Raw genomic sequence first — 24,958 nt, forward strand, 5'->3', positions numbered from 1 at the left:
AGCAGAATCGGCACACCCCTATCGCCACGTGGCGCACCGTAGCGCCCACCGGGAGGCCGCCGTGCTGAGCACCATGCAGGACGTACCGCTGCTGATCTCGCGGATCCTGACCCACGGGTCGACGATCCACGGCAAGTCGCAGGTCACGACCTGGACCGGCGAGGCGGAGCCACGGCGCCGCAGTTTCGCCGAGATCGGGGGCCGGGCCGCACAGCTGGCACACGCTCTGCGTGAGCTCGGCGTCGAGGACGGCCAGGCGACCGCCACCCTGATGTGGAACAACGCCGAGCATGTCGAGGCGTATCTCGCGATCCCCTCCATGGGCGCGGTGCTGCACACGCTGAACCTGCGGCTCCCGGCCGAGCAGTTGATCTGGATCGTCAACCACGCGGCCGACCGCGTGATCATCGTTAACGGTTCGCTGCTGCCGCTGCTCGCCCCGCTGCTGCCGCATCTGCCGACCGTCGAGCACATCCTGGTCTCCGGGCCCGGCGACCGTTCGCTGCTCGACGACATCGACGGCGCGGGACCGCAGGTGCACGAGTACGAGGAGCTGCTCGCGGGCCGCCCGACCTCGTACGACTGGCCGCAGCTGGACGAGCGCAGCGCCGCCGCCATGTGCTACACCTCCGGCACGACGGGCGACCCCAAGGGCGTCGTCTACTCGCACCGGTCGGTCTATCTGCACTCGATGCAGGTCAACATGTCCGAGTCGATGGGGCTCACGGACAAGGACACGACCCTGGTCGTGGTGCCGCAGTTCCATGTGAACGCCTGGGGGCTGCCGCACGCGACCTTCATGACCGGCGTCGACATGCTGATGCCGGACCGCTTCCTGCAGCCCGCGCCGCTCGCCGAGATGATCGAGCGCGAGAAGCCCACGCACGCCGCCGCCGTGCCGACCATCTGGCAGGGGCTGCTCGCCGAGGTCACCGCGCGCCCCCGGGACCTCTCCTCGATGGTGAGGGTCACCATCGGCGGCGCGGCCTGTCCGCCCTCGCTGATGGAGGCGTACGACAAGCTGGGCGTCCGGCTCTGCCACGCGTGGGGCATGACGGAGACGTCGCCGCTGGGCACCATGGCCAACCCGCCGGCCGGGCTCTCGGCCGAGGAGGAGTGGCCGTACCGGATCACCCAGGGCCGCTTCCCGGCGGGCGTCGAGGCGCGGCTGGTCGGTCCCGGCGGGGACCTCCTGCCCTGGGACAACGAGTCGGCGGGCGAGCTGGAGGTCCGAGGCACCTGGATCGCGGGCGCGTACTACGGCGGCGCGGGCGGCGAGGACTTCCGCCCCGCCGACAAGTTCAGCGAGGACGGCTGGCTGAAGACGGGCGACGTCGGTGTGATCAGCCCCGACGGCTTCCTGACGCTCACCGACCGCGCCAAGGACGTCATCAAGTCGGGCGGGGAGTGGATCTCCTCGGTCGACCTGGAGAACGCGCTGATGGCCCACCCCGAGGTCGCCGAGGCCGCGGTCGTCGCGGTCCCCGACGAGAAGTGGGGCGAGCGCCCGCTCGCCACGGTCGTACTGAAGCCGGGGGCGACCGCCGACTACGCGGCCCTGAAGGACTTCCTCGCCCGGTCGGTCGCGAAGTGGCAACTGCCGGAGCGGTGGACGATCGTCGAGTCGGTGCCGAAGACGAGCGTGGGGAAGTTCGACAAGAAGGTGATCCGCAAGCAGTACGCGGACGGGGAGCTGGAGGTCACGGAGCTGCGCTGACGGGTGCGCTGACGAGCGCGCCGACGGGTGCGCTGACGGTGGCCGAGTGAGGTGGGCTGGGCCATGTTTCACGTGAAACGTGGCCGACGGAGTGGGCCGGGGTGTGTTTCACGTGAAACATGCTCCGGCCCACTCCCGTCCGGCGTCGGTCAGTTGGTGCCGATCTTCGCGAGCAGGTCCACGATCCGGCCCTGGACCTCGGTGCTCGTCGAGCGCTCGGCCAGGAACAGCACCGTCTCCCCCGCCGACAGCTTGGGGAGCTCCGGCTGGTTGAGGCCCGCCGAGGTGTAGACGACGAGCGGGGTGTGGTTCAACTGCCCGTTCGCGCGCAGCCAGTCGACGATCCCGGCGCGGCGGCGGCGTACCTGCATCAGGTCCATCACGACCAGGTTCGGCCGCATCTGGCCCGCCAGCGTCACGGCCTCGGTGTCGGTGGCGGCGCGGGCGACCTGCATGCCGCGCCGCTCCAGGGTGGCCGCCAGGGCGAGGGCGATCTCCTCGTGCTCCTCGATCAGCAGGACCCGGGGCGGGTGCTGCTCGCTGTCGCGGGGGGCGAGGGCCTTGAGGAGTACGGCGGGGTCGGCACCGTACGCCGCCTCGCGCGTCGCCTGTCCGAGCCCGGCCGTCACCAGCACCGGCACCTCGGCGGCGACGGCCGCCTGGCGCAGCGACTGCAGCGCGGTACGGGTGATCGGCCCGGTCAGCGGGTCGACGAAGAGCGCGGCGGGGAACGCCGCGATCTGGGCGTCGACCTCCTCGCGGGAGTGCACGACCACGGGCCGGTAGCCGCGGTCGCTCAGCGCCTGCGAGGTGGAGACGTCGGGCGCGGGCCAGACGAGCAGCCGTCGCGGGTTGTCGAGCGGCTCGGGCGGCAGCTCGTCGTCGACGGGCTGCGGGTGCGGGCGGTTGGCGACCTCTACGGCGCCGCCGGGTCCGTCCAGCGGCTCGGGCCCCTCGGCGCCCTCGTCCGGCGCCCCTATGGCGTACGCGCGCCCCTGGCCCTCCGAGGGGGGCGAGAGCAGCGAGGTGGGGGACGGGCCGGGGCGCTCGGCCTCGGCGGTTCCGGCCGGGCGTTCGCCCTCGGAGGGCGTTCCGAGCTTGCGGCGCCGCCCCGAGCCGGAGGAGCCGGAGGTCTGCTGGGTGAAGGGCACGCCCTGGCCGAGCGTACGCACGCTGATGGAACGGCCCTGGGAGGCGTCGTCGGGCGCGGGGCCCGCCTCGGCGGGCAACGGCTGGCGCGCGGGCTGCGGTACGGCGCCGGGGCCGCCCGCCGTCTCCGGCCCGTTCGCCGGAACCGCTCCGCCCACGGCCCACGCGGGCGGCTGCTCGACGGGGTGCGGCTGCGGCGGGGTGTGCTCGTCGGCGGCCTCGTTGCGTACGGCGTCGTGGCGCCCGCGACCGGCGGCCGGGAGGGGCTGACCGGCCTGGGAGGCCTGCGCGGGCCCGTTCGCCAGCGGGCGGTGGGCCGGGGCCGTGGCGGCGGTGGGGCCGCCGCTCCGGCCGGGGCCGTTCGCCAGGGGGCGATGAGCCGGCGCCGAAGGGGCCGGGAGGGGCTGGTGGGGGTCGGGGACCCCGGGGCGGTTCGGGTCCACGGGGATGCCGGTGCCCTGGCCGGGCGCTGATCCGGGGAGCCCGAGGGGCCTGCCGGGCCCGGTCGCCGGGGGCCGCTCGGCGTCGGCCGGACCGGAAGCCGGTGCGGTGGCCGGGCCGGAAGCCGGGCCGGTGGCGGGGAAGCCCTCGGGTCTGGCCGGGCGGTCGGCGTCGGCGGGCGGGAGCGCGAACGCCGTGCGCACCGCCCCCTCCTCGGCCTCCGGGGCAGCCGCCAGAGCCCTGCGGGCACGACGGCCGCCGGGCTCCGCGTCAGCGGTGGGTGCGTCGGCGCTGCTGGCGGGCAGGGCGCGGCGGGCGCGGCGGCCCGAGGGCGCGGCCGGGTCGGCCGCCATGCCCTGGGGCGGAACGGTCTCGCTCAGCGCGGCCGGTCTGCCGGCGCCGGGCTGGCGGGCGCTCTCGGCGGCGGTGACGACAGACCCCTCGGAGGGCAGGGCGGGCGCGGCGCCGTCCTCGGCCGGGCTGGGCCGTCCGCGCCGCCGCCCCGTGCCCGAGGAGCCGCCGGTGTCGCCGGACGGTCCGGCGCCCGGGCCGCCCGAAGTCCCGTCGCCGGGGCCGCCGATGGGGCCCGCGGGTCCGGCGCCGGGGGCGTAGGGGTGCGCGCCGCCCGTCATGTTCTGGCCGCCCGTGGAGCCCTCGGGCCCCGCCATACCGGCGGCCGGGCCGTTGGGGGTCCCGCCGGACGGGCCGCCGGGGCCGAAGGGGTGGCCGCCGGGGGAGCCCTCGGGCGTACCGCTCGAAGAGCCGTGGGGCGCGCCGCCGGACGGACCGGCACCGGGCACTCCCGGCACTCCGCCGGGCCCCGGGCCGCCGGACGGCCCCGCGCCCGGACCGCCCCGGCCCGTACCGGAACTCCCACCGGAGCCCGCGCCGTCGCCCTCGCCCGCCTGCTGCGCGGGGATGCGTTCAAGAGCCGCCGGGGACGCGGCGGACGGGTCGATCGGCCGGCCCTCGTGGGCACGCGCCCGACGGCGGCCGGTGGGGGACTTCTCCTCCTCGACGGGGCTCTCCAGGAACGCGTCCGTGGAGGCCCGCCGGGCGCGGCGGCGCCCCGAGCCGGTCGGCTGCTGGACGGGAACCACCGCGACCTCGGCCGCGGCGGGCTCCGGAACCGAGCCCGCGCCCTCCCCCAGCGGCACCTCCAGGACGTACGCGCTGCCGCTCATGCCCGGCACCTCGACCGTCTGGAGCACACCGCCGTGGGCGCGCACGATGCCCTGGACGATGGGCTCGTGGACGGGGTCGCCCCCGGCGTACGGCCCGCGCACCTCGATGCGTACGACCTCGCCGCGCACCGCCGCCGCGACGACGACCGTGGAGTCCATGTAGCCGCCGGCGGCGACCGGCGCGTTGCCCGTGGCGTCGACGCCCGCGACATCCGCCACCAGGTGCGCAAGGGCCGTGGAGAGCCGCGCGGGGTCGATCTCGGCCTCGATCGGGGGCGCGTGGACGGCGAATTGGGCCCGGCCGGGCCCGATCAGCTCGACGGCACCCTCGACGCCCGCCGCGACCACGGTCCCGACCAGCACCTTCGCCTTCTTCAGCTCCTCCGTACCGGAGTCGAGCCGCTGGAAGGCCAGCACATTGTCGACGAGGGTGGTCATCCGGGCGTATCCGGCGGCCAGATGGTGCAGGACCTGGTTGGCCTCGGGCCACAGCTGGCCCGCGTCGTCCGCCGCCAGCGTGGACAGTTCGCGGCGCAGCTCGTCCAGCGGTCCGCGCAGCGAGCCGCCGAGCACGGAGAGCAGCTGCTGGTGGCGCGCGGACAGCGCGTCGTAGCGGGTGGTCTCGCGCTCCAGGACCTCCGCGTGCTTCTTGGCCTGGTCCTCGTACGGGCGGCGGTCGGTGAACGTCATCACCGCGCCGACCAGCAGGTCCCCGTCCCGTACCGGCGCGGTCGTCAGGTCGACGGGCACGCCCGCGCCGCTCTTCGCCCACAGCATCTGGCCGCGCACACGGTGCTTGCGGCCGGACTTCAGCGTGTCCGCGAGCGGGCTCTCCTCGTACGGGAACGCCTCGCCGTCGGCGCGCGAGTGCAGCACCAGCGGGTGCAGCTCCTGGCCGCCGAGGTCGCTGGCGCGGTAGCCGAGGATCTGCGCGGCGGCCGGGTTGACCAGGACGACGCGCCCCTCGGTGTCGGTGCCGACGACACCCTCCGCCGCCGCGCGCAGGATCATCTCGGTCTGCCGCTGCGAACGGGCCAGCTCGGCCTCGGTGTCGACGGTTCCGGAGAGGTCGCGGACGACGATCATGAGGAGCTCGTCGCCTGAGTAGTGCGCGCCGCCGACCCCGTAGGAGGTGGACGGCGAGGCGTACGCGTCTCTTCCGTCCTCCAGGTTGGCGCTGGTCACCTCGACGGGGAACTCGCCGCCGTCGGTGCGCCGGGCCACCATCCGGGTCGGTTTGGTGCGGCCCAGCTCGTCCTCGGTGTCGGGGCGGCGCATCGAGCCCGGGATGAGCTTGGAGTCGAAGGAGGGCAGCAGGTCGAGCACGCCCCGCCCCACGAGCCCGGTCCCCGGAGACTCGAACATCTCCAGGGCGATGGTGTTCGCGTTGACGACCGTGCCGTTGCAGTTGACGAGTACGAGCCCGTCCGGAAGGGCGTCAAGTATGGCTGCGAGGCGAGCAGCGCCTCGGGATGGCCTGCTGCTCACGACGACGCTTCCTCCCTGAACCACTGCACCTTGCGGCCTGTCACTGGGAGGGAGTCTAAAGGCAGGGGATGTGCGCGCGACGGCGGATGAGGGGGAGCTCTCACCAATGTTCTGTGACCACGGCGTATGCCGGGAGATTGCGCCGACGGGGTGGGGCGCACCCGGCTGCCCTGTCGGGGCCGCGTGCTTCGGGCGCCCCGTCGGCGCGCTCACCGTGTCGCCGTCCCAGCCCTCACCGAACCTTCACCGGACACTCACCGGGCTCCGGGGAGGACCGGCACGAACGCGTCCCACCGCGCCATCTCGCATCCGTCGTGCCGGTTGTAGGTGGCGTCCACCGGCCGTCCCGCCCAGGTGCCGGTGACCCGGGCGGTGGAGTCGCCGCCGTAGATCATCGTGCACGTGGCCCTCGATGAGACGGGCGCGAACGGGTCCTTGCCCCAGGTGGTGAGCTTGTCCAGCCGGTCGCACGCCTGGAGGATCTGCGGGTGGTTGCCCCCGGCGGGGTGGCACTCCAGCTCGTACGTGCCGTCGGTCTCCCCGTTGTGCGCGACGGTGACCGTGAGGTGGTCGTGGTTGCCTCCGCCGCTGTCGAGGAGGGGGAGCGGGGGCAGCGGCAGGGGGGCGGCAGCTAAGGCGGCGGGCGAGGCGGCGAGGGCGGCCGTGGCGGTGGTGGCGAGCGCGGTGACGACGAGGCGACGCAGCATGCGGGGCTCCACGGGCTGGACGGGGTGGGTCCGGCCCCACCGAGGTGAACGGATTCGCCATGCCTAACGCGCCGGGACGCCGGGCGTTGCGCACGGGCTCGGAGCCCGGCCCCGGAGCCCCGTCCCGGAGCCCTCGGCGGAGGCCTCCCCCGGGCCGGTCGCCGCGCAGGTCGCCGAGGCGTTTCCGACTCGGCTCCCACGGCCGGAAATCGTGGGTCGCCTAACGCTTTGCTCTGGCGCCCGCCTGCCTAGTACCGTGGGGTGCGATTGGTGACGCGGAGCAAGGCTGTGTCATCATCTGCACGCACCACTCGCGCACGCGGGAGGTTGTGCTGGAGGCGTCGCCTAGTCCGGTCTATGGCGCCGCACTGCTAATGCGGTTTGGGTCTTAAAGCCCATCGAGGGTTCAAATCCCTCCGCCTCCGCCAGTTGAACCCGAAGCCCCGGCCCCACGGCCGGGGCTTCGGTCGTTCCCGGGCCGGTGCGGACGTCGGGGGTCCGCTCTCGGGCGCCGATCCGGTGACCCCGGTCACATTTCCCCTGTTACGGGCACATCGCCCCCGCCGGACCCTCTCCCCCGCATCTGCCCTCACAGGGGCGTTTTCGCAGGTCAGGATGGGTGTGGCCAATGGATTTCGCGTGACGGCGCAGGTCATGTAATGTTGTTCTCGCAACGCCGACCGGGAAGAAAAAAACCGGGAAGCAAGCACTCGTAGCTTAACGGATAGAGCATCTGACTACGGATCAGAAGGTTGCAGGTTCGAATCCTGCCGAGTGCACAGCCGAAAGGCCCCCTGGAGAGATCCAGGGGGCCTTTCTCGTATGCCCAGCTCCAACCCGACGCCGGCCCCGGCCCCGGCCCCAGCCCCGTTGTCAGTGGTCCCCGCTACCGTCGAGACATGGCTGGGGTGTGGCGCAGTGGTGGGGTTCGTTGGGGGGAGGACGGGCCTGGGCTGGTGTGGGTGGGGGACCGGGGGGAGCGGCGGGTCAGCCGGATCGCGTTCGGGGGTGCTGTCGGGTTCCGGGTGGTCGGGGAGCGTACGTGCGTGGGGGCCCGGGGGAATCCCTGCCCCGGGGGCGTGGCCGTGGCGCGGGGGAGTACCCAGGCGCGGTGCGGCGAGTGCGGTCGGCTCGACCGGGTGCATTCCGTCGCCGCCGACGGGGTGCCCGACGATCCTCGGGTCTACCGGGTCTATCTGGCGTGGTTCGGGCCGGGGCTCGTCAAGGTCGGGATCACCGCCGAGGAGCGCGAGGGCGCGCGGCTGAGGGAGCAGGGGGCCGTCTGCTTCTCCTGGCTGGGGCGCGGGCCGCTGATGGCCGCCCGGCGGTGCGAGGAGCTGCTGCGGGCCGCGCTGGGGGTGCCCGATCGCGTCTCGTACGAGCAGAAGCGGGTCGTACGGGCCGCGCTTCCCGGAACCGGTGAGCGCGGTGACGAGATACGGGACATGCACGGGCGGGCCGTCGGGCTCGGTGGGTGGCCCGAGTCCCTGGAGCCCCTGCCGTGCCGGGTTGTCGACCACGGGCCGCTGTTCGGGCTCGACGGCCTCGGGCCCGCGCACGGGGTCGTGCGCGAGCTGGTGCCCGAGGGGGTCGTCGGCGGGCGCGTTCTCGCCGCCGCCGGGCCCGATCTCCATCTGGAGGTGGAGGAGGGGCGCGTCGTCGTCCTGGACACGCGGCTCATGAGCGGGTGGGGGCTCGGGGCGGCGCCCGCCGACGGGGGGATCACCGTGCCCGTTCGGGCACTGCGCCCTCCTGACGTGCAGGATCAGCTCTTCTGATCCTCGGGGGGATCCCACTGGGGCCCTCCTCGGATCCCTTTGGTCAAGACTTGGATCCCCTTTGGATCCCTTCGGGTAAGGGGTATGGACACGTTCACCGATGACAGCGGAGGGTGGAGCGCATGAGCGATCAACTCGTGGCCGGTATTGAACCGCCTTACTACGCCGTCGTGTTCACCTCCCTGCGCACCGAAGGCGACCGGGGGTACGGCGAGACGGCCGACCTCATGAAGAAGCTCGTCGAGGAGATACCGGGCTACCTCGGATACGAGACCGCGCGCACCCCGGGCGGCATCGGCATCACCGTCGGGTACTTCCGCGACGAGGACGCCATCGCCGCCTGGCGCTCCCGCCTGGAGCACCAGAGGGCGCAGAAGCAGGGCCGCGCCGAGTGGTACGAGAGCTACAGCGTCCACGTCGCCAAGGTCGAGCGGAGCTACAGCTTCCAGCGCGAGGGCAGCGAGGGCGGCGAGAGCTCCGGTGAACATGCTGGCCGCTGAGGCCGAGGCCGCTCTTGTGCGGACCTTCTGGGCCCGCCTCGGGCTGCCCGGGCTCGTCGACGTGCACACGCACTTCATGCCCGACCGCGTCCTGAAGAAGGTCTGGGCCTACTTCGACTCGGCCGGGCCGCTCACCGGAGTGGAGTGGCCCATCGCGTACCGCGAGGAGGAGGCGCGGCGCATCGAGCTGCTCGCCGACTTCGGCGTGACCGCGTTCACCTCGATGCTGTACCCGCACAAGGCGGACATGGCGCGATGGCTCAACGGGTGGGCCGTCGACTTCGCGCGCCGCACCCCCGGCTGTCTGCACACCGCCACCTTCTTCCCGGAGGAGGGAGCGGGCGCGTACGTCGAGGAGGCGCTCGACGGCGGGGCCCGGGTCTTCAAGGCGCACGTCCAGGTGGGGGGTTACGACCCCAACGACCCCCTCCTCGACGCCGTGTGGGGCGCGCTCGCCGAGGCCGCCGTGCCCGTCGTCGTCCACTGCGGCTCCGGGCCCGCGCCCGGCAAGCACACCGGGCCCGAGCCCATCGGGCGCCTCCTCGCCCGGCACCCCCGGCTGCGGCTGATCGTGGCGCATATGGGGATGCCGGAGTACGTCGACTTCCTGGCGCTGGCCGACGCGTACGAGGGGGTCATGCTCGACACGACCATGGCGTTCACGGACTTCAGTGAGCGGCTCGCGCCCTTCCCGCCGGACGCGCTGCCCCGGCTCCGCGACCTGGGCGACCGGGTGCTGCTGGGGTCGGACTTCCCCAACATCCCGTACGGCTATCTCCACCAGCTCGAATCCCTCGAACGGCTCGGGCTCGGCGACGACTGGCTGCGGGACGTCTGCCACGGGAACGGCGCCCGGCTGTTCGGCCTCCCGGGCGCCGGTCTTTAGAAGGCCGCCACCCTTTCTCAGGAAATTCACAGGAACGCGCAAGGGCGTTCTCAGGGGGCGCTCACAGGGTGGTCGGCATGACCACCACCTCCCCGCAGGGGCGCACCGAATTGCTGAGGCCGGACGGGACCGCCGTCCGGGTGCTCGTCGTGGACGACGAGGCGGCGCTCAGCGAGCTGCTGTCCATGGCGCTGCGCTACGAAGGGTGGCAGGTGCGCAGCGCCGGGGACGGGGCCGGTGCGGTGCGCGCCGCCCGGGAGTTCCGGCCCGACGCGGTCATCCTCGACATCATGCTGCCCGACATGGACGGGCTCGCCGTGCTCGGACGGCTGCGCCGCGAACTCCCGGACGTGCCCGTGCTGTTCCTCACCGCCAAGGACGCGGTCGAGGACCGGATCGCGGGGCTCACGGCCGGCGGCGACGACTACGTCACCAAGCCGTTCTCGCTCGAAGAGGTCGTGGCCCGGCTGCGCGGGCTCATCCGCCGGTCCGGCAGCGCGACCGTGCGGAGCGAGTCGCTGCTCGCCGTCGGCGACCTCACGCTCGACGAGGACAGCCACGACGTGACCCGGGGCGGGGTGAACATCCACCTCACGGCCACCGAGTTCGAGCTGCTGCGCTATCTGATGCGCAACCCGCGCCGGGTGCTCAGCAAGGCGCAGATCCTCGACCGGGTCTGGTCGTACGACTTCGGCGGCCAGGCCAACGTGGTGGAGCTGTACATCTCGTATCTGCGGCGGAAGATCGACGCGGGGCGGTCGCCGATGATCCACACCCGGCGTGGGGCCGGGTACCTCATCAAGCCCGGCGAGTGAGCCGGATGCGTTCCGGGCGCGCCCCGAGGCGGCCGCGCCGGTGGACGCTGCGGACCCGGCTCGTCGTCTCCGCCGTCGCGCTGATCGCCGTCGTGGCCGCCGTGATCGGCACGGTCACGGTCATCGGGATGCGCTCCAACCTCCAGCGGCAGCTGGACGACTCGCTGCGCCCCGCCGTCGAGCGCACGCACCACCTCGCGCCCGACCTCTCCACGGGCTTCGTCTCCGCGCCCGGGCAGCCGTTCGGCACGGTCGGGCTGCGCATCGGCCCCGACGGGCAGCCCGCCGGGGCCACCAGCGTCCGGGGCGAGCCCGGGTCGTCGCCCCGGGGGGCCCAGGAGCCCCTCACCGCCGGCCAGATCGGCGCGCTGGCGGCGGTGGCCAAGGACGGGCGCATCCACACCGTCGCGGTGCCGGGCCTCGGCTCGTACCGGGCGCAGTGGGCGAGGGACGGCTCGGCCCTCGTCGGCTTCCCGCTCAAGGACGTCGAGTCCACCGTCAACGCCCTGATCCTGGTCGTCGTCTCGGTGACCGCCGCCGGTCTGGTCGCCGCCGGGATCGCGGGCACCGCCATCGTCGGCGTCGCGCTCCGCCCGCTGCGCCGGGTCGCCGCGACGGCCACCCGGGTCTCCGAACTGCCGCTCCACAGCGGCGAGGTGGCCCTGCACGAGCGTGTCCGGGACGCCGAGGCCGACCCGCGTACCGAGGTCGGGCAGGTCGGCGCGGCGCTCAACCGGATGCTGGGGCACGTCGGCTCCGCGCTTGCCGCGCGGCAGGAGAGCGAGACGCGCGTACGGCAGTTCGTCGCCGACGCCAGCCATGAGCTGCGCACCCCGCTCGCCTCCATTCGCGGGTACGCCGAGCTCACCCGGCGCGGCACGGAGGAGGTCGGGCCCGCGACCCGCCACGCGCTGGGGCGCGTCGAGGCGGAGGCCCAGCGGATGACCGGCCTGGTGGAGGATCTGCTGCTGCTCGCACGGCTCGACGCCGGACGCCCGCTCTCGTACGAGAGCACTGATCTCTCCCCGTTGGTCGTGGACGCGGTGAGCGACGCGCGGGCGGCCGGGCAGGGACACCGGTGGCGCCTGGAGCTCCCGGACCTGCCCGACGACCCGGTCTCCGTCCTCGGCGACGGCGCCCGGCTCCACCAGGTCCTGGTCAATCTGCTCGGCAACGCGCGCACCCACACCCCGGACGGCACGACCGTCACCGCGCGCGTGGCGCGCCAGGGCGCGTGGGCCGTGCTCGAAGTCGAGGACGACGGCCCGGGCATCCCGCCCGCGCTGCTGCCGCACGTCTTCGAGCGGTTCGCGCGCGGCGACGCCTCCCGGTCCCGGGCGCACGGCTCGACCGGGCTCGGCCTCGCCATCGTGCAGGCGGTGGTGGCCGCGCACGGGGGCGGCGTCTCGGTGCGCTCGGCCCCGGGCAGCACGGTCTTCAGCGTCCACCTGCCGGTCCCGGGCGCCCCGCCCGCGCCGGCCACCCGGCCCGCGACGACCCCCGCTCCCGTACCCGTTCACCACTCACAGCCTGCCCACAGTCGCGCCACACAGGTGTGACAGCGGTCCTCGCGAGGGTCGGTGGCATGCGAACCGACATCTCCGTGGGCACCCTGCCGGCACGCGAGCACCTGCCCGTCGGTGCGGCGGGCGGGCCCGTACTCGACGTGGTGGTCCCCGTCTACAACGAGGAGCGGGACCTGGAGCCGTGTGTGCGCCGGCTCCAGCAGCACCTCGCACGCACCTTCCCGTACGCGTTCCGGATCACCGTCGCCGACAACGCCTCCACCGACCGCACGCCCGAGGTCGCGGCGCGCCTGGCCCGCGAGATCGAGGGCGTACGCCACTTCCGGCTCGAAGAGAAGGGACGCGGGCGGGCGTTGCGGACCGTGTGGTCGGCCTCGGACGCGCCCGTGCTCGCGTACATGGACGTCGACCTCTCGACCGACCTGAACGCCCTGCTCCCGCTGGTCGCCCCGCTGATCTCGGGCCACTCCGACCTCGCGATCGGCTCCCGCCTCAGCCGGGCCTCGCGGGTGGTGCGCGGGCCCAAGCGCGAGTTCATCTCCCGCGCGTACAACCTGATACTCAAGTCGTCGCTGGCGGCGCGCTTCTCGGACGCCCAGTGCGGGTTCAAGGCGATACGCCGTGACGTGGCCGAGCGGCTGCTGCCGATGGTGGAGGACACCGGCTGGTTCTTCGACACCGAACTCCTGGTGCTCGCCGAGCGGGCCGGTCTGCGCATCCACGAGGTGCCGGTGGACTGGGTCGACGACCCGGACTCGACCGTCCATATCGTGCGGACGGCGACCGACGACCTCAAGGGTGTGTGGCGGGTCGGGCGCGCCCTCGCCGTCGGTGCGCTCCCCCTGGACCGGCTCGCGCGCCCGTTCGGTGACGACCCGCGCGACCGAGGGATCAGCGGCGTACCGGGCGGGCTCGCCCGCCAGCTCGTCGGCTTCTGCGTGATCGGCGCGCTCTCCACCCTCTTCTACCTCGGCCTCTACTCGCTCTTCCGGACCGGCACCGGACCCCAAGTGGCCAACGCCGCCGCCCTGTTGGTGTCCGCCGTCGCCAACACCGCCGCCAACCGCCGGCTCACCTTCGGCGTACGGGGGCGGGACCGCGCGATGCGCCACCAGGCGCAGGGCCTCGTCGTGTTCGCCATCGGACTCGCCCTCACCAGCGGCTCGCTCGCGGCCCTGGGCGCCGCGAACGGCGACCCCTCGCACTCCACCGAGGTCGCGGTCCTGGTCGCGGCGAACCTGGCGGCCACCGTGCTGCGCTTCCTGCTCTTCCGCGCCTGGGTCTTCCCGGACCGCGCCACGTCGATCCCCCACCAGAAGGACGCCACCCGATGACCACGACCTCCTACCCGGCCGGCGCGCACGAGGGGGTCGCCGCGGCCCGGCACAAGGCCGCCGCGGGCCGCCTCTGGCGCGGCCGCACCACCGACCCGGCCTGGGTGCGCCCCGCCTTCCTCGGCCTCCTCCTGCTCACCTTCCTCGCCTACCTCTGGAACCTCAGCGCCTCCGGATACGCCAACTCCTTCTACTCGGCGGCCGTCCAGGCGGGCGGCGAGAGCTGGAAGGCGATGTTCTTCGGCTCGCTGGACTCCGCGAACGCCATCACCGTCGACAAGCCCCCGGCCGCGCTGTGGCCGATGGCGCTCTCCGTACGGCTCTTCGGCCTCGGCTCCTGGCAGATCCTGCTGCCCGAGGTGCTGATGGGGGTCGGCACGGTGGCGGTGCTGTACGCGGCCGTACGGCGCAGGTTCAGCCCGGCGGCGGGCCTGATCGCGGGCGCGGTGCTCGCGCTCACCCCGGTCGCGGCGCTGATGTTCCGCTTCAACAACCCGGACGCGCTGCTCGCCCTGCTGATGACCGTGACGGTCTACTGCGTGCTGCGCGCGTTGGAGGGCGCGCGGACGAAGTGGCTGGTGTGGGCGGGTGTGGCCGTCGGCTTCGCCTTCCTGACGAAGACCCTCCAGGCGTTCCTGATCCTGCCGCCGCTCGCCGTGCTGTACGCGGTGTGCGCGCCCACGACCGTACGCAGGCGGCTCGGCCAGCTCGCCCTGTCCGGGCTCGCGACGGTGGTGTCCGGCGGCTGGTGGGTGGCGGTCGTGGAGCTGTGGCCCGCGTCCTCGCGCCCGTACATCGGCGGCTCGCAGAACGACTCCTTCCTGGAGCTGACCTTCGGCTACAACGGCCTCGGCCGGATCAACGGAGACGAGACCGGCAGCGTGGGCGGCGGGGGCGGCGGCCGGGGAGGCGGCGGGTGGGGCACGACCGGCCTCGACCGGATGTTCGGCTCCGAGGTGGGCAGCCAGATCTCCTGGCTGCTGCCCGCCGCGCTGCTGCTGCTCGTCGCGGGCCTGGCGATCACCTGGCGGGGCAAGCGGACCGACACGGCCCGGGCGGCGTTCCTGGCCTGGGGCGGGGCGCTGCTGATGACCGCCGGGATCTTCAGCTTCATGGCGGGGATCTTCCACCAGTACTACACGGTCGCCCTCGCCCCCTACATCGCCGCGCTCGTCGGCATGGGCGCGACCGTGCTGTGGGAGGAGCGGACCCGGCTCGCGGCGGCCGCGACGCTGGGCGCGTCGGTGGCGCTCACGGCCTGGTGGTCGTACGTGCTGCTCGGCCGCACACCGGACTATCTGCCGTGGCTGCGGTGGACGGTGCTGATCGGCGGCCTGGCGGCGGCGGTCGGGATCGCGCTCGCGGGACGGCTCGACCGGAGGCTGGCCCTTGGCGCGGCCGGGGTGGGTCTGGTGGCGTCGCTGGCCGGGCCGTTCGCGTACACGGTGAGCACGCTCCAGACCGGCCACACCGGCTCGATCGTCACGGCGGGCCCGGCGGGCGCGTCCATGGGCGGCGGGCCCGGCGGCGGGCGGATGCGGGGCGGTCCGGGCGGCGAGTTCACCGCGCCGGGCGGGCAGAACGGGCGCCCGGCGCAGGCCGGCCAGGGCCAGGGCCAGGGCCAGGGCCAGGGCCAGGGCCAGGGCCAGGGCCAGGGCCAGGGCCAGGGCCAGGGTCAGGGTCAGGGTCAGGGTCAGGGGCCGCAGGGCGGCGGGATGGTTCCTCCGGGCGGCGGCGCCCAGCAGGGCGGCCGGACGGGCATGCCGTCCCAGCTTCCCGGCGGCGGTGGGCAGTTCCCCGGCGCGGGCGGCGGCGAGCGCGGCGGACCCGGTGGCATGGGCGGGCTGCTCAACGGCGCCCGGGTCAGCGCCAAGGCGAAGTCCCTGCTCAAGACGGATGCCGACCGGTTCACCTGGGTCGCGGCGGCCGTCGGCTCGCAGAACGCGGCCAGCTACCAACTCGCTACCGAGAAGCCGGTGATGGCGATCGGCGGCTTCAACGGCAGCGACCCGTCGCCCACGCTCGCGCAGTTCAAGAAGTACGTGGCCGAAGGGAAGATCCACTACTTCATCGCCGGAGGCGGGGGCGGTGGCGGCGGCATGATGGGCGGCCAGGGCGGCGGCACCTCCATCGCCACCTGGGTGGCGGCCACCTTCACCAAGGTGACCGTCGGCAGTGCCACGTTCTACGACCTGACGGCTCCCGCCAAGTAGCGGCCGTCGGTGGGGGCGGTGGTCCGGGGACGACCCGGACCACCGCCCTTTTCGTATGCCGGTTCCGCACGTTCCGCCCATTCCGTACGAGTTCCGCAGGCCCCGGAGAAATGAGCTTTACACCGTACAAGGACCTCCTTTACGGTGTACGGCGTCGTCCCCATACGCTGTACAACTCGACTAGGAGCCCGCATGACGGCCACCGCCGCCGATCCGACGGCCGCCCCCACGGGGCACCCACAGCGCTGGCTGATCCTGGGTGTCATCTGCCTGGCCCAGCTCACCGTGCTGCTCGACAACACCGTCCTGAACGTCGCGATCCCCTCCCTGAGCACGTCGATCGACGCCTCGTCGGCGGACATCCAGTGGATGATCAACGCGTACTCGCTCGTCCAGTCCGGACTGCTGCTCACCGCGGGCAGCGCGTCCGACCGCTACGGCCGCAAGAAGATGCTGGCGGCCGGGCTCGCGCTCTTCGGCATCGGCTCGCTGGCGGCCGGACTCTCCCAGAGCGCCGGGCAGCTGATCGCCGCGCGCGCCGGGATGGGCGTCGGCGGCGCGCTCCTGATGACCACCACGCTCGCCGTCGTCGTGCAGATCTTCGACAACGAGGAGCGGGTCAAGGCCATCGGCCTCTGGGCCACGGTCAACTCCCTCGGCTTCGCCGCCGGGCCGCTGATCGGCGGTCTGATGCTCGACCACTTCTGGTGGGGCTCGATCTTCCTGATCAACATCCCGGTCGCGGCGCTCGGCCTGGTGGCCGTGCTCATCCTGGTCCCCGAGTCGAAGAACCCGCTGGGCGACCGGCCGGACCTGCTCGGCGCGCTGCTCTCGACGGTCGGTATGACCGGAGTGGTGTACGCGATCATCTCGGGCCCGGGCCACGGCTGGACGTCGGTGCACGTGCTGGCCTCGGCCGGGGTGGGTCTGGTCTTCCTCGCCGCGTTCGCCCGCTGGGAGCTGTCCATCCCGTACCCGATGCTGGACATGCACTTCTTCCGCAACCAGAAGTTCACCGGCGCGGTCGCGGGCTCGATCCTGGTCGCCTTCGGCATGGGCGGCTCGCTGTTCCTGCTGACCCAGCACCTCCAGTTCGTCCTCGGATACGGGCCGTTGGAGGCGGGTCTGCGCATCGCGCCGCTGGCGCTGAGCGTGATCGCGCTGAACGTGGCGGGCGTGGGCGCGCGGCTGATGCCCAAGCTGGGCACGCCCAGGACGATCGCGGTCGGCATGGCGGCGAACGCGGCCGGACTCGCGGCGATAGCGGTGCTCGGCCGCGAGCACTACAGCGGCATGCTGCTGGGCCTCGTGGTGATGGGCGCGGGCATCGCCGTCTCGATGCCGGCCATGGCCAACACCCTGATGAGCGCGATCCCGCCGGAGAAGGCGGGCGTGGGCGCGGGCGTCAACGGCACCCTGGCGGAGTTCGGCAACGGGCTCGGCGTGGCCGTGCTCGGCGCGGTCCTCAACTCGCGCTTCGCGGCGCTGGTCCCGTCCGTGGTGGGCGCGGCCTCGCTCCCGGCGGCGCTCGCGGCGGCGGGCGACGACGCCGAACGCTCCCGGATCTCGGACGCGTTCGCCTCCGGCCTGGAGACGAGTCAGCTGGTCGGCGCGGCGGCGGTGCTCGCGGGCGGCCTGCTCGCGGCGGCGCTGCTGGCCCGGGCGGAGCGCGCTGACGCGCCGGTGGAGCCTGTGCCCGCGGCATAGCATCTACGGGTCGGACGGCAGCATTCCGCTGTTCTGCGCTGCCGTCCGCCCCACTCCACTACCGCCGCAGGAAACGCCGTACGACTGTCGTACGTATACGTACAGACAGTCCGACGACCCACGAGGAGGGCGCGCCATGGTGTCGGCAGCCGACCGCGCGAAGAATCCGACGCGTACCAGCGTGTGGCTGGAGGGCGGCAAACAGGCGGGCCGCGTCCGCCGGAGCGACCAGCCGACGACCGCGACGTCCCTCGACCGGGACCGGATCATCGCGGAGTCGGTGCGTCTGCTGGACGCGGAGGGCCCGACGAAGTTCTCCATGCGCCGCCTGGCGGGCGAGCTCGGGGTCACGGCCATGTCGCTGTACTGGTACGTGGACACCAAGGACGACCTGCTGGAACTTGCCCTGGACTCGGTGTTCGGGGAGCTGCGGGTGCCGGACGTGGAAGGCGCCGGGGCGGACGCGGACTGGCGCGACCAGCTCCGCGAACTCGCCGTCAGCTACCGCTCGGTCATGGTCCGCCACCCCTGGGTGTCGCCGCTCGTCGGCCGCTACCTCAACATCGGGCCGCGCTCGATGGAGTTCGCGAACGCCGCGCAGAAGATCCTCAGCCGCACGGGGCTGCCCGCCCACGGCATCACGGGCGGCCTGTCCGCCGTCTTCCAGTTCGTGTACGGCTTCGGCACGATCGAGGGCCACTTCGTCGCGCGGTGCGCGGAGGCCGGAGTCACCCAGGACGAGTACTTCGCCCAGGCGATGGGCGCCCTGCGCGAACGCCCCGACTTCCACCAGACGATGGAGCTGGCGGAGGAACTGATGGAGGCGCGGGGCGGGGACACGGTGGAGGAGATGCGGGAGCGGGACTTTGTGTTCGCGCTGGATATTTTGATCGCGGGGATTGAGGCTAAGCGGGAGCGGTAGGCGGGGGGTTGTTCTTCCCGTTCCTTCTCTACCCCTCCGGGGTGGTGTGGAGGGATGGGCCCGGACGGGCGCGCGGGGCATGGGCGTGGTTGGACGCCTCAATGGGAGAGGGCCCGAGGTGATTTCCCGGGCCCTTTCGGTTGGTGACGTGGGGCTGTGACCTTCTGCTCCGTAGCTATAGCGGGATGGGGCAGGGACGGTCATGGCGGTTGCTGTCGGGCCCCGGGAGGATGCCGCCGAATGGGGGTAGTTGCTGGGGTTGCGGTACGGAGCTGCTGTACAGCCACAACTGATCACGGACGGCCGTGACCTGCGGCCGCCTACTGGATCACTGCTCTGAACTGCGGCGCAGCTGTCGCCAGTTGTCAGCGCTGGTCACCATCAAGCGCCCTTTCACGGCCTCAGGGCGGCCCGGGAGGGCGCTCGTTCGGCTCCTTCGCATCATGCTGATCGGTACGCTACGCACATGAATCCGGAGGGGATCGCTAACGCCGTCGTCTCGGTATTGGCTGCTGTAGGGACGCTTGCCGGTGTGACCAGTCGCCAAAGGCGGCGCCGTAACGAAATTAAAGAGAATCTGATCCTGGCAGAGGAACTGCAGAAGAACGCGATTCTGAGTGATCATACGCCTGCAGTGGCTTGGCTTCATGGAAAGATTGCTCTTGACGTGGCTAAGCTCTCCGGGCAACCAACAGGAGCCCCCAAGAAGCCTATTCCGAAAGGAGGGGTCGCTTTTGCCGGTTTCTTCTTGCTTGGATTCGGCGGTTGGACGTACTGGCTAAACTTGGATGGTTTTGTCTGGTACTCGTTGGTGACGGGGGCCTTTGCTGCCTCAATGCTTATTTCGATTTTGGGGATGACTACGAATAGAGAGATCCCATCCGGTGAGGAAGGTGATCTACCAGAGGGTGCCGTTCCGATTTTGACTGAGGGCACGTCCGCATCTGACGAAGTTGTTGCATCGGTTGCTGTTGCCTCCATGAGTTCGGACGGCAGGTACGAAGATGACGGACAGATCGGAGTAGCAATCCGCTTTGTTCGGCACATGGTGGCAGGCGAATTTCATGAAGCCATCGAGCTGGCGGATTCGAACTGGCTATTGTGTCGAGTCCAGGCGTGGCTATGGAACACTCGAGAGCATCTCGACCGCGAGGACGGCCAACTCCCCGAACTGGCCGAAGCGATCGTAGGTGTTCGTGAAGACCACGAGCTATGGTCGATCTTCTGTGAAATTGAAATTGAAGGTTTTCGCAATGCTTGGGGAGAGATCGATCCTAATCGGCTCGGCGGAGCGAGTAGGCGGAGGAGGGTCGCCCGAGACTATGACTTGGTAGTTCTGGCGCCAGTCGGCGAAACTGGTGGATACTTTGTCAACTCTCCAACTCCCATTCCGGGAGGACTTACTCTCCTGCTGCATAGAACAGATAGAGGGTGGCTAGTTGCCAACCATGTCGGAGCAGCGCCGCCGCAGCCGGGTTTCCCTCCTGCCTGGTGGATTGTTGGGGATCCGAGCGTTCAAGAACTTGCAGATTAGGTCGGCGGAGCGGCTTTGGGCTGGAACTGCTTTGGCGCGAGTGTTCATGGCCTCGTAAGCTCTAGCGCGTCGGGCAGTCCGTGGACCTGCCCGCTCAAGCACGACGTGGGGCCATGATCTTCGAGGCTCGAGCCAATATGGCTGCCTAAAGCCGTGGAGCCGACCGCCCCAGCCACGATGTACCCCTTCTCTGACATCAGACGGCTGATGGCCCTGCGCTCGGCACGGGCGTCGGCCCGGCTGGGGTCGGGCAGCGCGCGGTGAGTGGAGCGGGCCGCCTGGAACCTGTAGAGAAAGTTGTGGCTCAGGCCCATGGCCATACGCAGATGCGGTGGCGCTCGCCCGCCGCTATCGGGCTGATCAGCCACACCATGGTCAGGGAGCCCTGGACCAGGGTCAGGGGCGTCAACTGGTTCTCGCGGAGCTCTCGTTCCGCCGTCCGGCCGTCCGCCAGGAACGCCCGCGCCGCCCGCAGTGTCTCGCCCTCGAACCCGGGCAGCGCCGCCCGCACCGCGATCCGCATCCAGCGCACCGCCGCCTCCACCGAGTCGACCTCCAGGGCCGCCTCGTTGACGCGCTCCCCCGTGTCCCGGCGCTCGACCGAGAACTCGCACAGGAACCCCGGCCCCCTCAGCATGGGAGCTCCGCCGTGACTGTGCGGCCCGCCTCGTCTCCCGTGACCGCCAGGCATTGCGCGAGCGCCATAACGATGCTCAACCCCCGCCCGTGAACGGCATCTTCAGTCGACTCAGTCACCTTCGGCCCCTGCGGCGCCCCGCCCGAGTCCGTGACCGCCACGGTCACCCGGCCCTCGGTCACGGTCAGCATCACCCGCAGCGCATCCCCCGCCGTATGCGTCAGCGCGTTCGTCCCCAGCTCGCTGACGACCAGGACCGCGTCGTCCACCCGGGGGTGCTCCCGTAAGACGTCGCGGGTCCAGCGCCGGGCGCGGGCCACTTCTTCCGGGGAACCTGGGCAGATCAAGCCCCAGATACCCGCCGGGACTCTACTCATATACTCGTCCATACAAGTTACTCCGTGCTGGTAGGCGGCCCATGGACAGTGGTTTCACGGGGCCCGTGCTAGATGAGTCGAACGCCGTCGTGTGCGCGGACAGCCGGCGGGGACATGCGATCAAGTGCGTCCAGGACGCGGATCGCGTACGCCTCGTCGGCGAGCTCGACCACTTCCTCGCGGGTGACCCAGCGCAGGGCGCGGGTCTCGTCACCGACCGTCGGAGCACCGTCGATGGCTTCGCAGCGGAAGACCAGGGAGACGATCAGGCCGGTCATGTTCTTGTACACGCCGGTCAACATCGATGGAAGGGCGATCTTGATGCCGGTCTCCTCCAGGACTTCGCGTTGCAGGGCGTCGGGAAGGGATTCCTCGCGTTCGACCACGCCGCCCGGCGGCTCCCACTTGCCGTTGTCGCGCCGCTTGATCACAAGCGCGCGGCCCGCGTCGTCGACGATGACGCCGGCGACGCTGACGGAGTGCGGGCGATCGGTGCTCACGTTCCTCGGCCCTCCCGGGTCTGGCTAGGCTCTCCACCATAGCGATCCAGGTCACCTGCTCGTCTAGATATCTAAAGGAGTACGCGCATGGCTCTCCCGTCCGGTCTTCTGGGCGCGCTGGACCCGACCAGTGACCGCGCTGTCTTCCGACAGATCGCCGACCACCTGCGCGAAGCCATCGACAAGGGCCGTTTCCGCGAAGGCGACAAGCTGCCCTCAGAGACCGAACTCGTCGAGCATTACGGCGTCTCCCGTATGACCGTTCGCAACGCCCTCTCGATCCTCCAGGGCGAAGGACTCGCCGTCTCCGAGCACGGCAAGGGCGTCTTCGTACGGCCCCGGCCGCCCGTACGCCGCCTCGCTTCCGACCGCTTCGCCCGCCGCCACCGCGACCAGGGCAAGTCCGCCTTCACCGTCGAGGCGGAAGCCGCGGGCGTGCACTCCGAAGTGGACGGCCTGGAGGTCAAGGAGGAGAAGCCCTCCCAGGATGTCGCCGCCCGCCTTGGCTCCCCGCGCAAGGTCCTCGCCCGCCGTCGCCGCTACCTCATCGACGGCCGCCCGGTCGAGTTCGCGACCTCCTACCTTCCCCTCGACATCGCACGCGGCACGCAGATCACCGAACCCAATCCCGGCCCCGGCGGCATCTATGCCCGCCTGGAAGAGCAAGGCCACCGCCTCGACCACTTCGACGAGGAGATCCGCGCCCGCATGCCCTCCCCACACGAGGTCCGCACACTCCACCTCGCCTCCGGCGTCCCCGTGATCCATCTGATCCGTACCGCGTACGACACCGAGGGCCGCGCCGTCGAAGTCTGCGACACCATCATGGCCGCCGACGCCTTCGTCCTCGCCTACCAACTTCCGGCTACGTAAGCACACTTGAACCTGTGAATACGGCGGGCTCTCTGGCCCCGGCTGCGGCTGACCAGGAGTTGGCGTAGCTCGTCGCGGTGGGGTGGCCGAGCTGGGGGCCTTAGTGCATTCGTAGTGGAGCTCCGAGAAGGTGTACGGCAGTTCAGCCGCAAGTCTGGGGAGTGTTGAGCCTGCGGGTGCGGTCAGGCGGGTCTTTGTCTGTACGGTCCAGACAGCCGGAACGAGCTGGACGAGACCGGTGAAGTTGCCCGCCCCGACGCGGAGGAAGCCCGTTGCCCGCACGACACGACATCGACAGTGAACGCGAACTGTGGGACACCTTCGCGCAGAGCACCAAGGGCAAGGTGTTCGACTCCGACCCCGTGTTCTGCTGGACGCAGTACTCCGGGCACGGGCCCGGCCCCGAGCTGCTGGGCGAGCCCGCAACGGTGCTGGAGATCGGATGCGGCACCGGACGAGCGCTCGCCCACCTCGCACAGCAAGGAGTGAAGGCAACGGGTGTCGACCTCTCACCCGTCATGGTCGCCAACACCACTGAGCGTTGGGGCCCGTTGGGAGCACGGTTCATCTGCGCCGAAGTGCTGGACCACCTCAGCACCCGTACGGACACGTACGACGCCATCTACTCGATCTTCGGAGCCGTGTGGTTCACCGACCCGGCCAGGCTGCTCCCGCTGATCGCCGAGCGGCTGAACCCCGGCGGAGTCCTGGCGTTCTCCCATCCCCCGGCCATCCCCGGCGCATACGGGCCGCAAGGCATGTACAAGGGCGGCTTCGCGGGAAAAGCGACGTTCACCTACCGCTACAGCTACACACCCCGCAAGTGGCACAACCTCTTGTCGAAAGCCGGCTTCACCGACATCGACGCGACGATCGTCAACGCCCCCGAACCCGGTCACATCGGCACGCTGATCGTCCGCGCCACCGTGTGAACCGGGCCCATGTGCCGACCCGCAGCCGGCGAACCCGGCCCGCCCAGGGGCAAAAAACGGGGCGGCAGGCCGTCCCCTGCCTGCCGCCCCTGTCGGGTGCCTCCGCTCGGGGCACCCGAGTTCAGTTACTCCGCCGCCGTCGGCGCCTGCTCCGACCGCGACTTCAGCGCGACCTCCTTGATGAACAGCGTCACGAAGAAGGCGAGCAGCGTGCACGGCGCGGCGTAGAGGAAGACGTCGGCCACCCCGTGGCCGTACGCGCTCTCCATCACCGTGCGCAGGGGCGCCGGCATCTTGTCCAGGTCGGGGATGCCGCCTCCGCCGCCCTGGGCCAGGCCCGCCGCCTTGGGGCCGAGGTCGGTCAGGCCGTCCTTGACGTAGTGCGTGACCCGGTTGGCCATCACCGCGCCGAGTGCGGACACGCCCACCGCGCCGCCCAGCGACCGGAAGAACGTCACCACGGACGACGCCGAGCCGAGGTCGGCCGCGGAGACCTGGTTCTGCGTGCACAGCACCAGGTTCTGCATCATCATGCCGATGCCGAGGCCCATCAGCGCCATGTAGATCGCGAGCTGCCAGTACGCCGTGTCGTACCGCATCGTGCCGAGCAGTGCGAGACCCGCCGTGACCAGGACGCCGCCGCTCACCAGCCACGCCTTCCAGCGGCCCGTCTTCGTGATGACCTGGCCCGAGACCGTGGAGGAGATGAACAGGCCGGCGATCATGGGGATCGTCAACACGCCTGACATCGTGGGGGACTCGCCTCGTGCCAGCTGGAAGTACTGGCTGAAGAACACCGTTCCCGAGAACATCGCCACACCCACGAACAGCGACGCCAGCGACGCCAGCGTGATCGTGCGGTTGCGGAACAGCCGCAGCGGGATGATCGGTTCGGCCGCCTTCGACTCCACGTACACGAAGACCGCGCCGAGCAGCACCGAGCCGCCGACCATCGCCGCCGTCTGCCACGACACCCAGTCGTACTTGTCGCCCGCGAACGTCACCCACACCAGCAGCAGCGACACCGCCGCGCTGATGAAGAACGCGCCCGCCCAGTCGACCTTCACCTCGCGCTTCACGACCGGAAGCTTCAAGGTCTTCTGCAACACGATCAGCGCTATCACCGCGAACGGCACGCCCACGTAGAAGCACCAGCGCCAGCCGAGCCAGGACGTGTCGGTGATCACGCCGCCGAGCAGCGGTCCGCCGACCGTCGCGACCGCGAACGTGGCACCGAGGTAGCCGCTGTACCGGCCGCGCTCACGCGGCGCGATCATCGCGGCCATGATGATCTGGGCGAGGGCGGAAAGGCCGCCGACGCCGATGCCCTGGACGACGCGGCAGGCGATCAGCATGCCCGCGTTCTGGGAGAGCCCGGCGATCACCGAACCGCTGACGTAGATGACCAGGGCTATCTGGACCAGCAGCTTCTTGCTGAACAGGTCGGAGAGCTTGCCCCACAGCGGGGTGGTCGCGGTCATCGCGAGCAGCGAGGCCGTGACGACCCAGGTGTACGCGGACTGGCCGCCGCCCAGATCGCCGATGATCTGCGGAAGGGCGTTGGAGACGATCGTCGAGGACAGGATGGCGACGAACATGCCGAGCAGCAGCCCGGACAGCGCCTCCATGATCTGCCGGTGAGTCATCGGCGCGTCGCCGTTGGAGGGCTGCCCTCCATGGGCGGCGCGGCCGTCCCGCACACCGGCCGGTGTGGATGTAGCCATGAACTTCCTTCTCT

Annotated in this window: 19 protein-coding genes and 2 tRNA genes; 15 read left to right on the forward strand and 6 right to left on the reverse strand. The window is 71.4% G+C overall.

From position 1 onward, the window contains the following. Window positions 1–61 precede the first annotated feature (61 nt). Window positions 62–1,717, forward strand: coding sequence for a long-chain fatty acid--CoA ligase (locus OG965_RS21825; RefSeq protein ID WP_371657020.1), 1,656 nt, complete (start codon window positions 62–64; stop codon window positions 1,715–1,717). Between the two features lie 149 nt (window positions 1,718–1,866). On the opposite strand, the gene OG965_RS21830 is transcribed toward OG965_RS21825, so the two are convergent. Next, window positions 1,867–5,979 carry a PAS domain-containing protein gene (locus tag OG965_RS21830; RefSeq protein WP_371653767.1) on the reverse strand — a complete coding sequence of 1,371 codons (4,113 nt, stop codon included), beginning with the start codon at window positions 5,977–5,979 and terminating at the stop codon, window positions 1,867–1,869. A 254-nt stretch (window positions 5,980–6,233) separates the two neighbouring features. Next, window positions 6,234–6,686, reverse strand: coding sequence for an SSI family serine proteinase inhibitor (locus tag OG965_RS21835; protein WP_371653768.1), 453 nt, complete (start codon window positions 6,684–6,686; stop codon window positions 6,234–6,236). A gap of 334 nt (window positions 6,687–7,020) precedes the next feature. On the opposite strand from OG965_RS21835, the gene OG965_RS21840 reads away from it, so the two are divergent. From OG965_RS21840 to OG965_RS21895, 12 genes are all read left to right on the forward strand, one after another. After that, window positions 7,021–7,114: transfer RNA gene (locus tag OG965_RS21840), tRNA-Ser, on the forward strand. A 278-nt stretch (window positions 7,115–7,392) separates the two neighbouring features. Then, a tRNA-Arg gene (locus OG965_RS21845) sits at window positions 7,393–7,465 on the forward strand. Window positions 7,466–7,585: 120 nt separating this feature from the next. Beyond that, complete coding sequence (locus OG965_RS21850; protein ID WP_371653769.1) at window positions 7,586–8,464, forward strand: DUF2797 domain-containing protein; 879 nt, start codon at window positions 7,586–7,588, stop codon at window positions 8,462–8,464. A 122-nt stretch (window positions 8,465–8,586) separates the two neighbouring features. Next, complete coding sequence (locus tag OG965_RS21855; RefSeq protein WP_371653770.1) at window positions 8,587–8,964, forward strand: antibiotic biosynthesis monooxygenase; 378 nt, start codon at window positions 8,587–8,589, stop codon at window positions 8,962–8,964. Beyond that, window positions 8,951–9,850, forward strand: a complete 900-nt coding sequence (locus tag OG965_RS21860) for an amidohydrolase family protein (RefSeq protein ID WP_371653771.1) — start codon at window positions 8,951–8,953, stop codon at window positions 9,848–9,850. Before OG965_RS21855 ends, OG965_RS21860 begins: the two co-directional genes overlap by 14 nt. Before the next feature lie 77 nt (window positions 9,851–9,927). Then, window positions 9,928–10,665: a response regulator transcription factor gene (locus tag OG965_RS21865; RefSeq protein ID WP_371653772.1), complete on the forward strand. Its 738-nt coding sequence runs from the start codon at window positions 9,928–9,930 to the stop codon at window positions 10,663–10,665. 5 nt (window positions 10,666–10,670) lie between these two features. Beyond that, a complete protein-coding gene (locus OG965_RS21870) occupies window positions 10,671–12,224 on the forward strand; it encodes a sensor histidine kinase (protein WP_371653773.1) in 1,554 nt (517 codons plus the stop codon). 26 nt (window positions 12,225–12,250) lie between these two features. Beyond that, window positions 12,251–13,525 (forward strand): glycosyltransferase, encoded by a 1,275-nt coding sequence (locus tag OG965_RS21875; RefSeq protein ID WP_371653774.1) that lies wholly within the window; start codon window positions 12,251–12,253, stop codon window positions 13,523–13,525. Further along, on the forward strand, window positions 13,522–15,738 hold the full coding sequence (locus tag OG965_RS21880) for an ArnT family glycosyltransferase (RefSeq protein WP_371653775.1): 2,217 nt from the start codon (window positions 13,522–13,524) through the stop codon (window positions 15,736–15,738). The genes OG965_RS21875 and OG965_RS21880 overlap by 4 nt, the downstream gene beginning before the upstream one ends. 192 nt (window positions 15,739–15,930) lie before the next feature. Continuing rightward, entirely contained in the window at window positions 15,931–17,445 is a 1,515-nt protein-coding gene (locus tag OG965_RS21885) for an MFS transporter (RefSeq protein ID WP_371653776.1), read from the forward strand. A 136-nt stretch (window positions 17,446–17,581) separates the two neighbouring features. Beyond that, window positions 17,582–18,367 carry a TetR/AcrR family transcriptional regulator gene (locus OG965_RS21890; protein ID WP_371653777.1) on the forward strand — a complete coding sequence of 262 codons (786 nt, stop codon included), beginning with the start codon at window positions 17,582–17,584 and terminating at the stop codon, window positions 18,365–18,367. Between the two features lie 466 nt (window positions 18,368–18,833). Beyond that, a complete protein-coding gene (locus tag OG965_RS21895; RefSeq protein ID WP_371653778.1) occupies window positions 18,834–19,901 on the forward strand; it encodes a hypothetical protein in 1,068 nt (355 codons plus the stop codon). Between the two features lie 304 nt (window positions 19,902–20,205). Here the strand turns inward: OG965_RS21895 and OG965_RS21900 are convergent, their stop codons facing one another. The 3 genes from OG965_RS21900 to OG965_RS21910 are packed head-to-tail and all read right to left on the reverse strand — an operon-like array spanning window position 20,206 to window position 21,415. Next, window positions 20,206–20,538, reverse strand: coding sequence for a hypothetical protein (locus OG965_RS21900; RefSeq protein ID WP_371653779.1), 333 nt, complete (start codon window positions 20,536–20,538; stop codon window positions 20,206–20,208). Beyond that, complete coding sequence (locus OG965_RS21905; RefSeq protein WP_371653780.1) at window positions 20,532–20,927, reverse strand: ATP-binding protein; 396 nt, start codon at window positions 20,925–20,927, stop codon at window positions 20,532–20,534. The genes OG965_RS21900 and OG965_RS21905 overlap by 7 nt, the downstream gene beginning before the upstream one ends. 56 nt (window positions 20,928–20,983) lie before the next feature. Further along, complete coding sequence (locus OG965_RS21910; RefSeq protein ID WP_371653781.1) at window positions 20,984–21,415, reverse strand: NUDIX hydrolase; 432 nt, start codon at window positions 21,413–21,415, stop codon at window positions 20,984–20,986. 87 nt (window positions 21,416–21,502) lie between these two features. Here OG965_RS21910 and OG965_RS21915 point away from each other — a divergent pair, with 87 nt between their 5' ends. Beyond that, on the forward strand, window positions 21,503–22,288 hold the full coding sequence (locus tag OG965_RS21915) for a GntR family transcriptional regulator (RefSeq protein WP_371653782.1): 786 nt from the start codon (window positions 21,503–21,505) through the stop codon (window positions 22,286–22,288). A 272-nt stretch (window positions 22,289–22,560) separates the two neighbouring features. Further along, entirely contained in the window at window positions 22,561–23,220 is a 660-nt protein-coding gene (locus tag OG965_RS21920) for a class I SAM-dependent methyltransferase (protein WP_371653783.1), read from the forward strand. Window positions 23,221–23,345: 125 nt separating this feature from the next. Here OG965_RS21920 and OG965_RS21925 read toward each other — a convergent pair whose 3' ends face one another. Next, complete coding sequence (locus OG965_RS21925) at window positions 23,346–24,944, reverse strand: MDR family MFS transporter (protein WP_371653784.1); 1,599 nt, start codon at window positions 24,942–24,944, stop codon at window positions 23,346–23,348. Window positions 24,945–24,958 lie beyond the last annotated feature (14 nt).

Source organism: Streptomyces sp. NBC_00224 (genome assembly GCF_041435195.1).
Classification (GTDB): domain Bacteria; phylum Actinomycetota; class Actinomycetes; order Streptomycetales; family Streptomycetaceae; genus Streptomyces.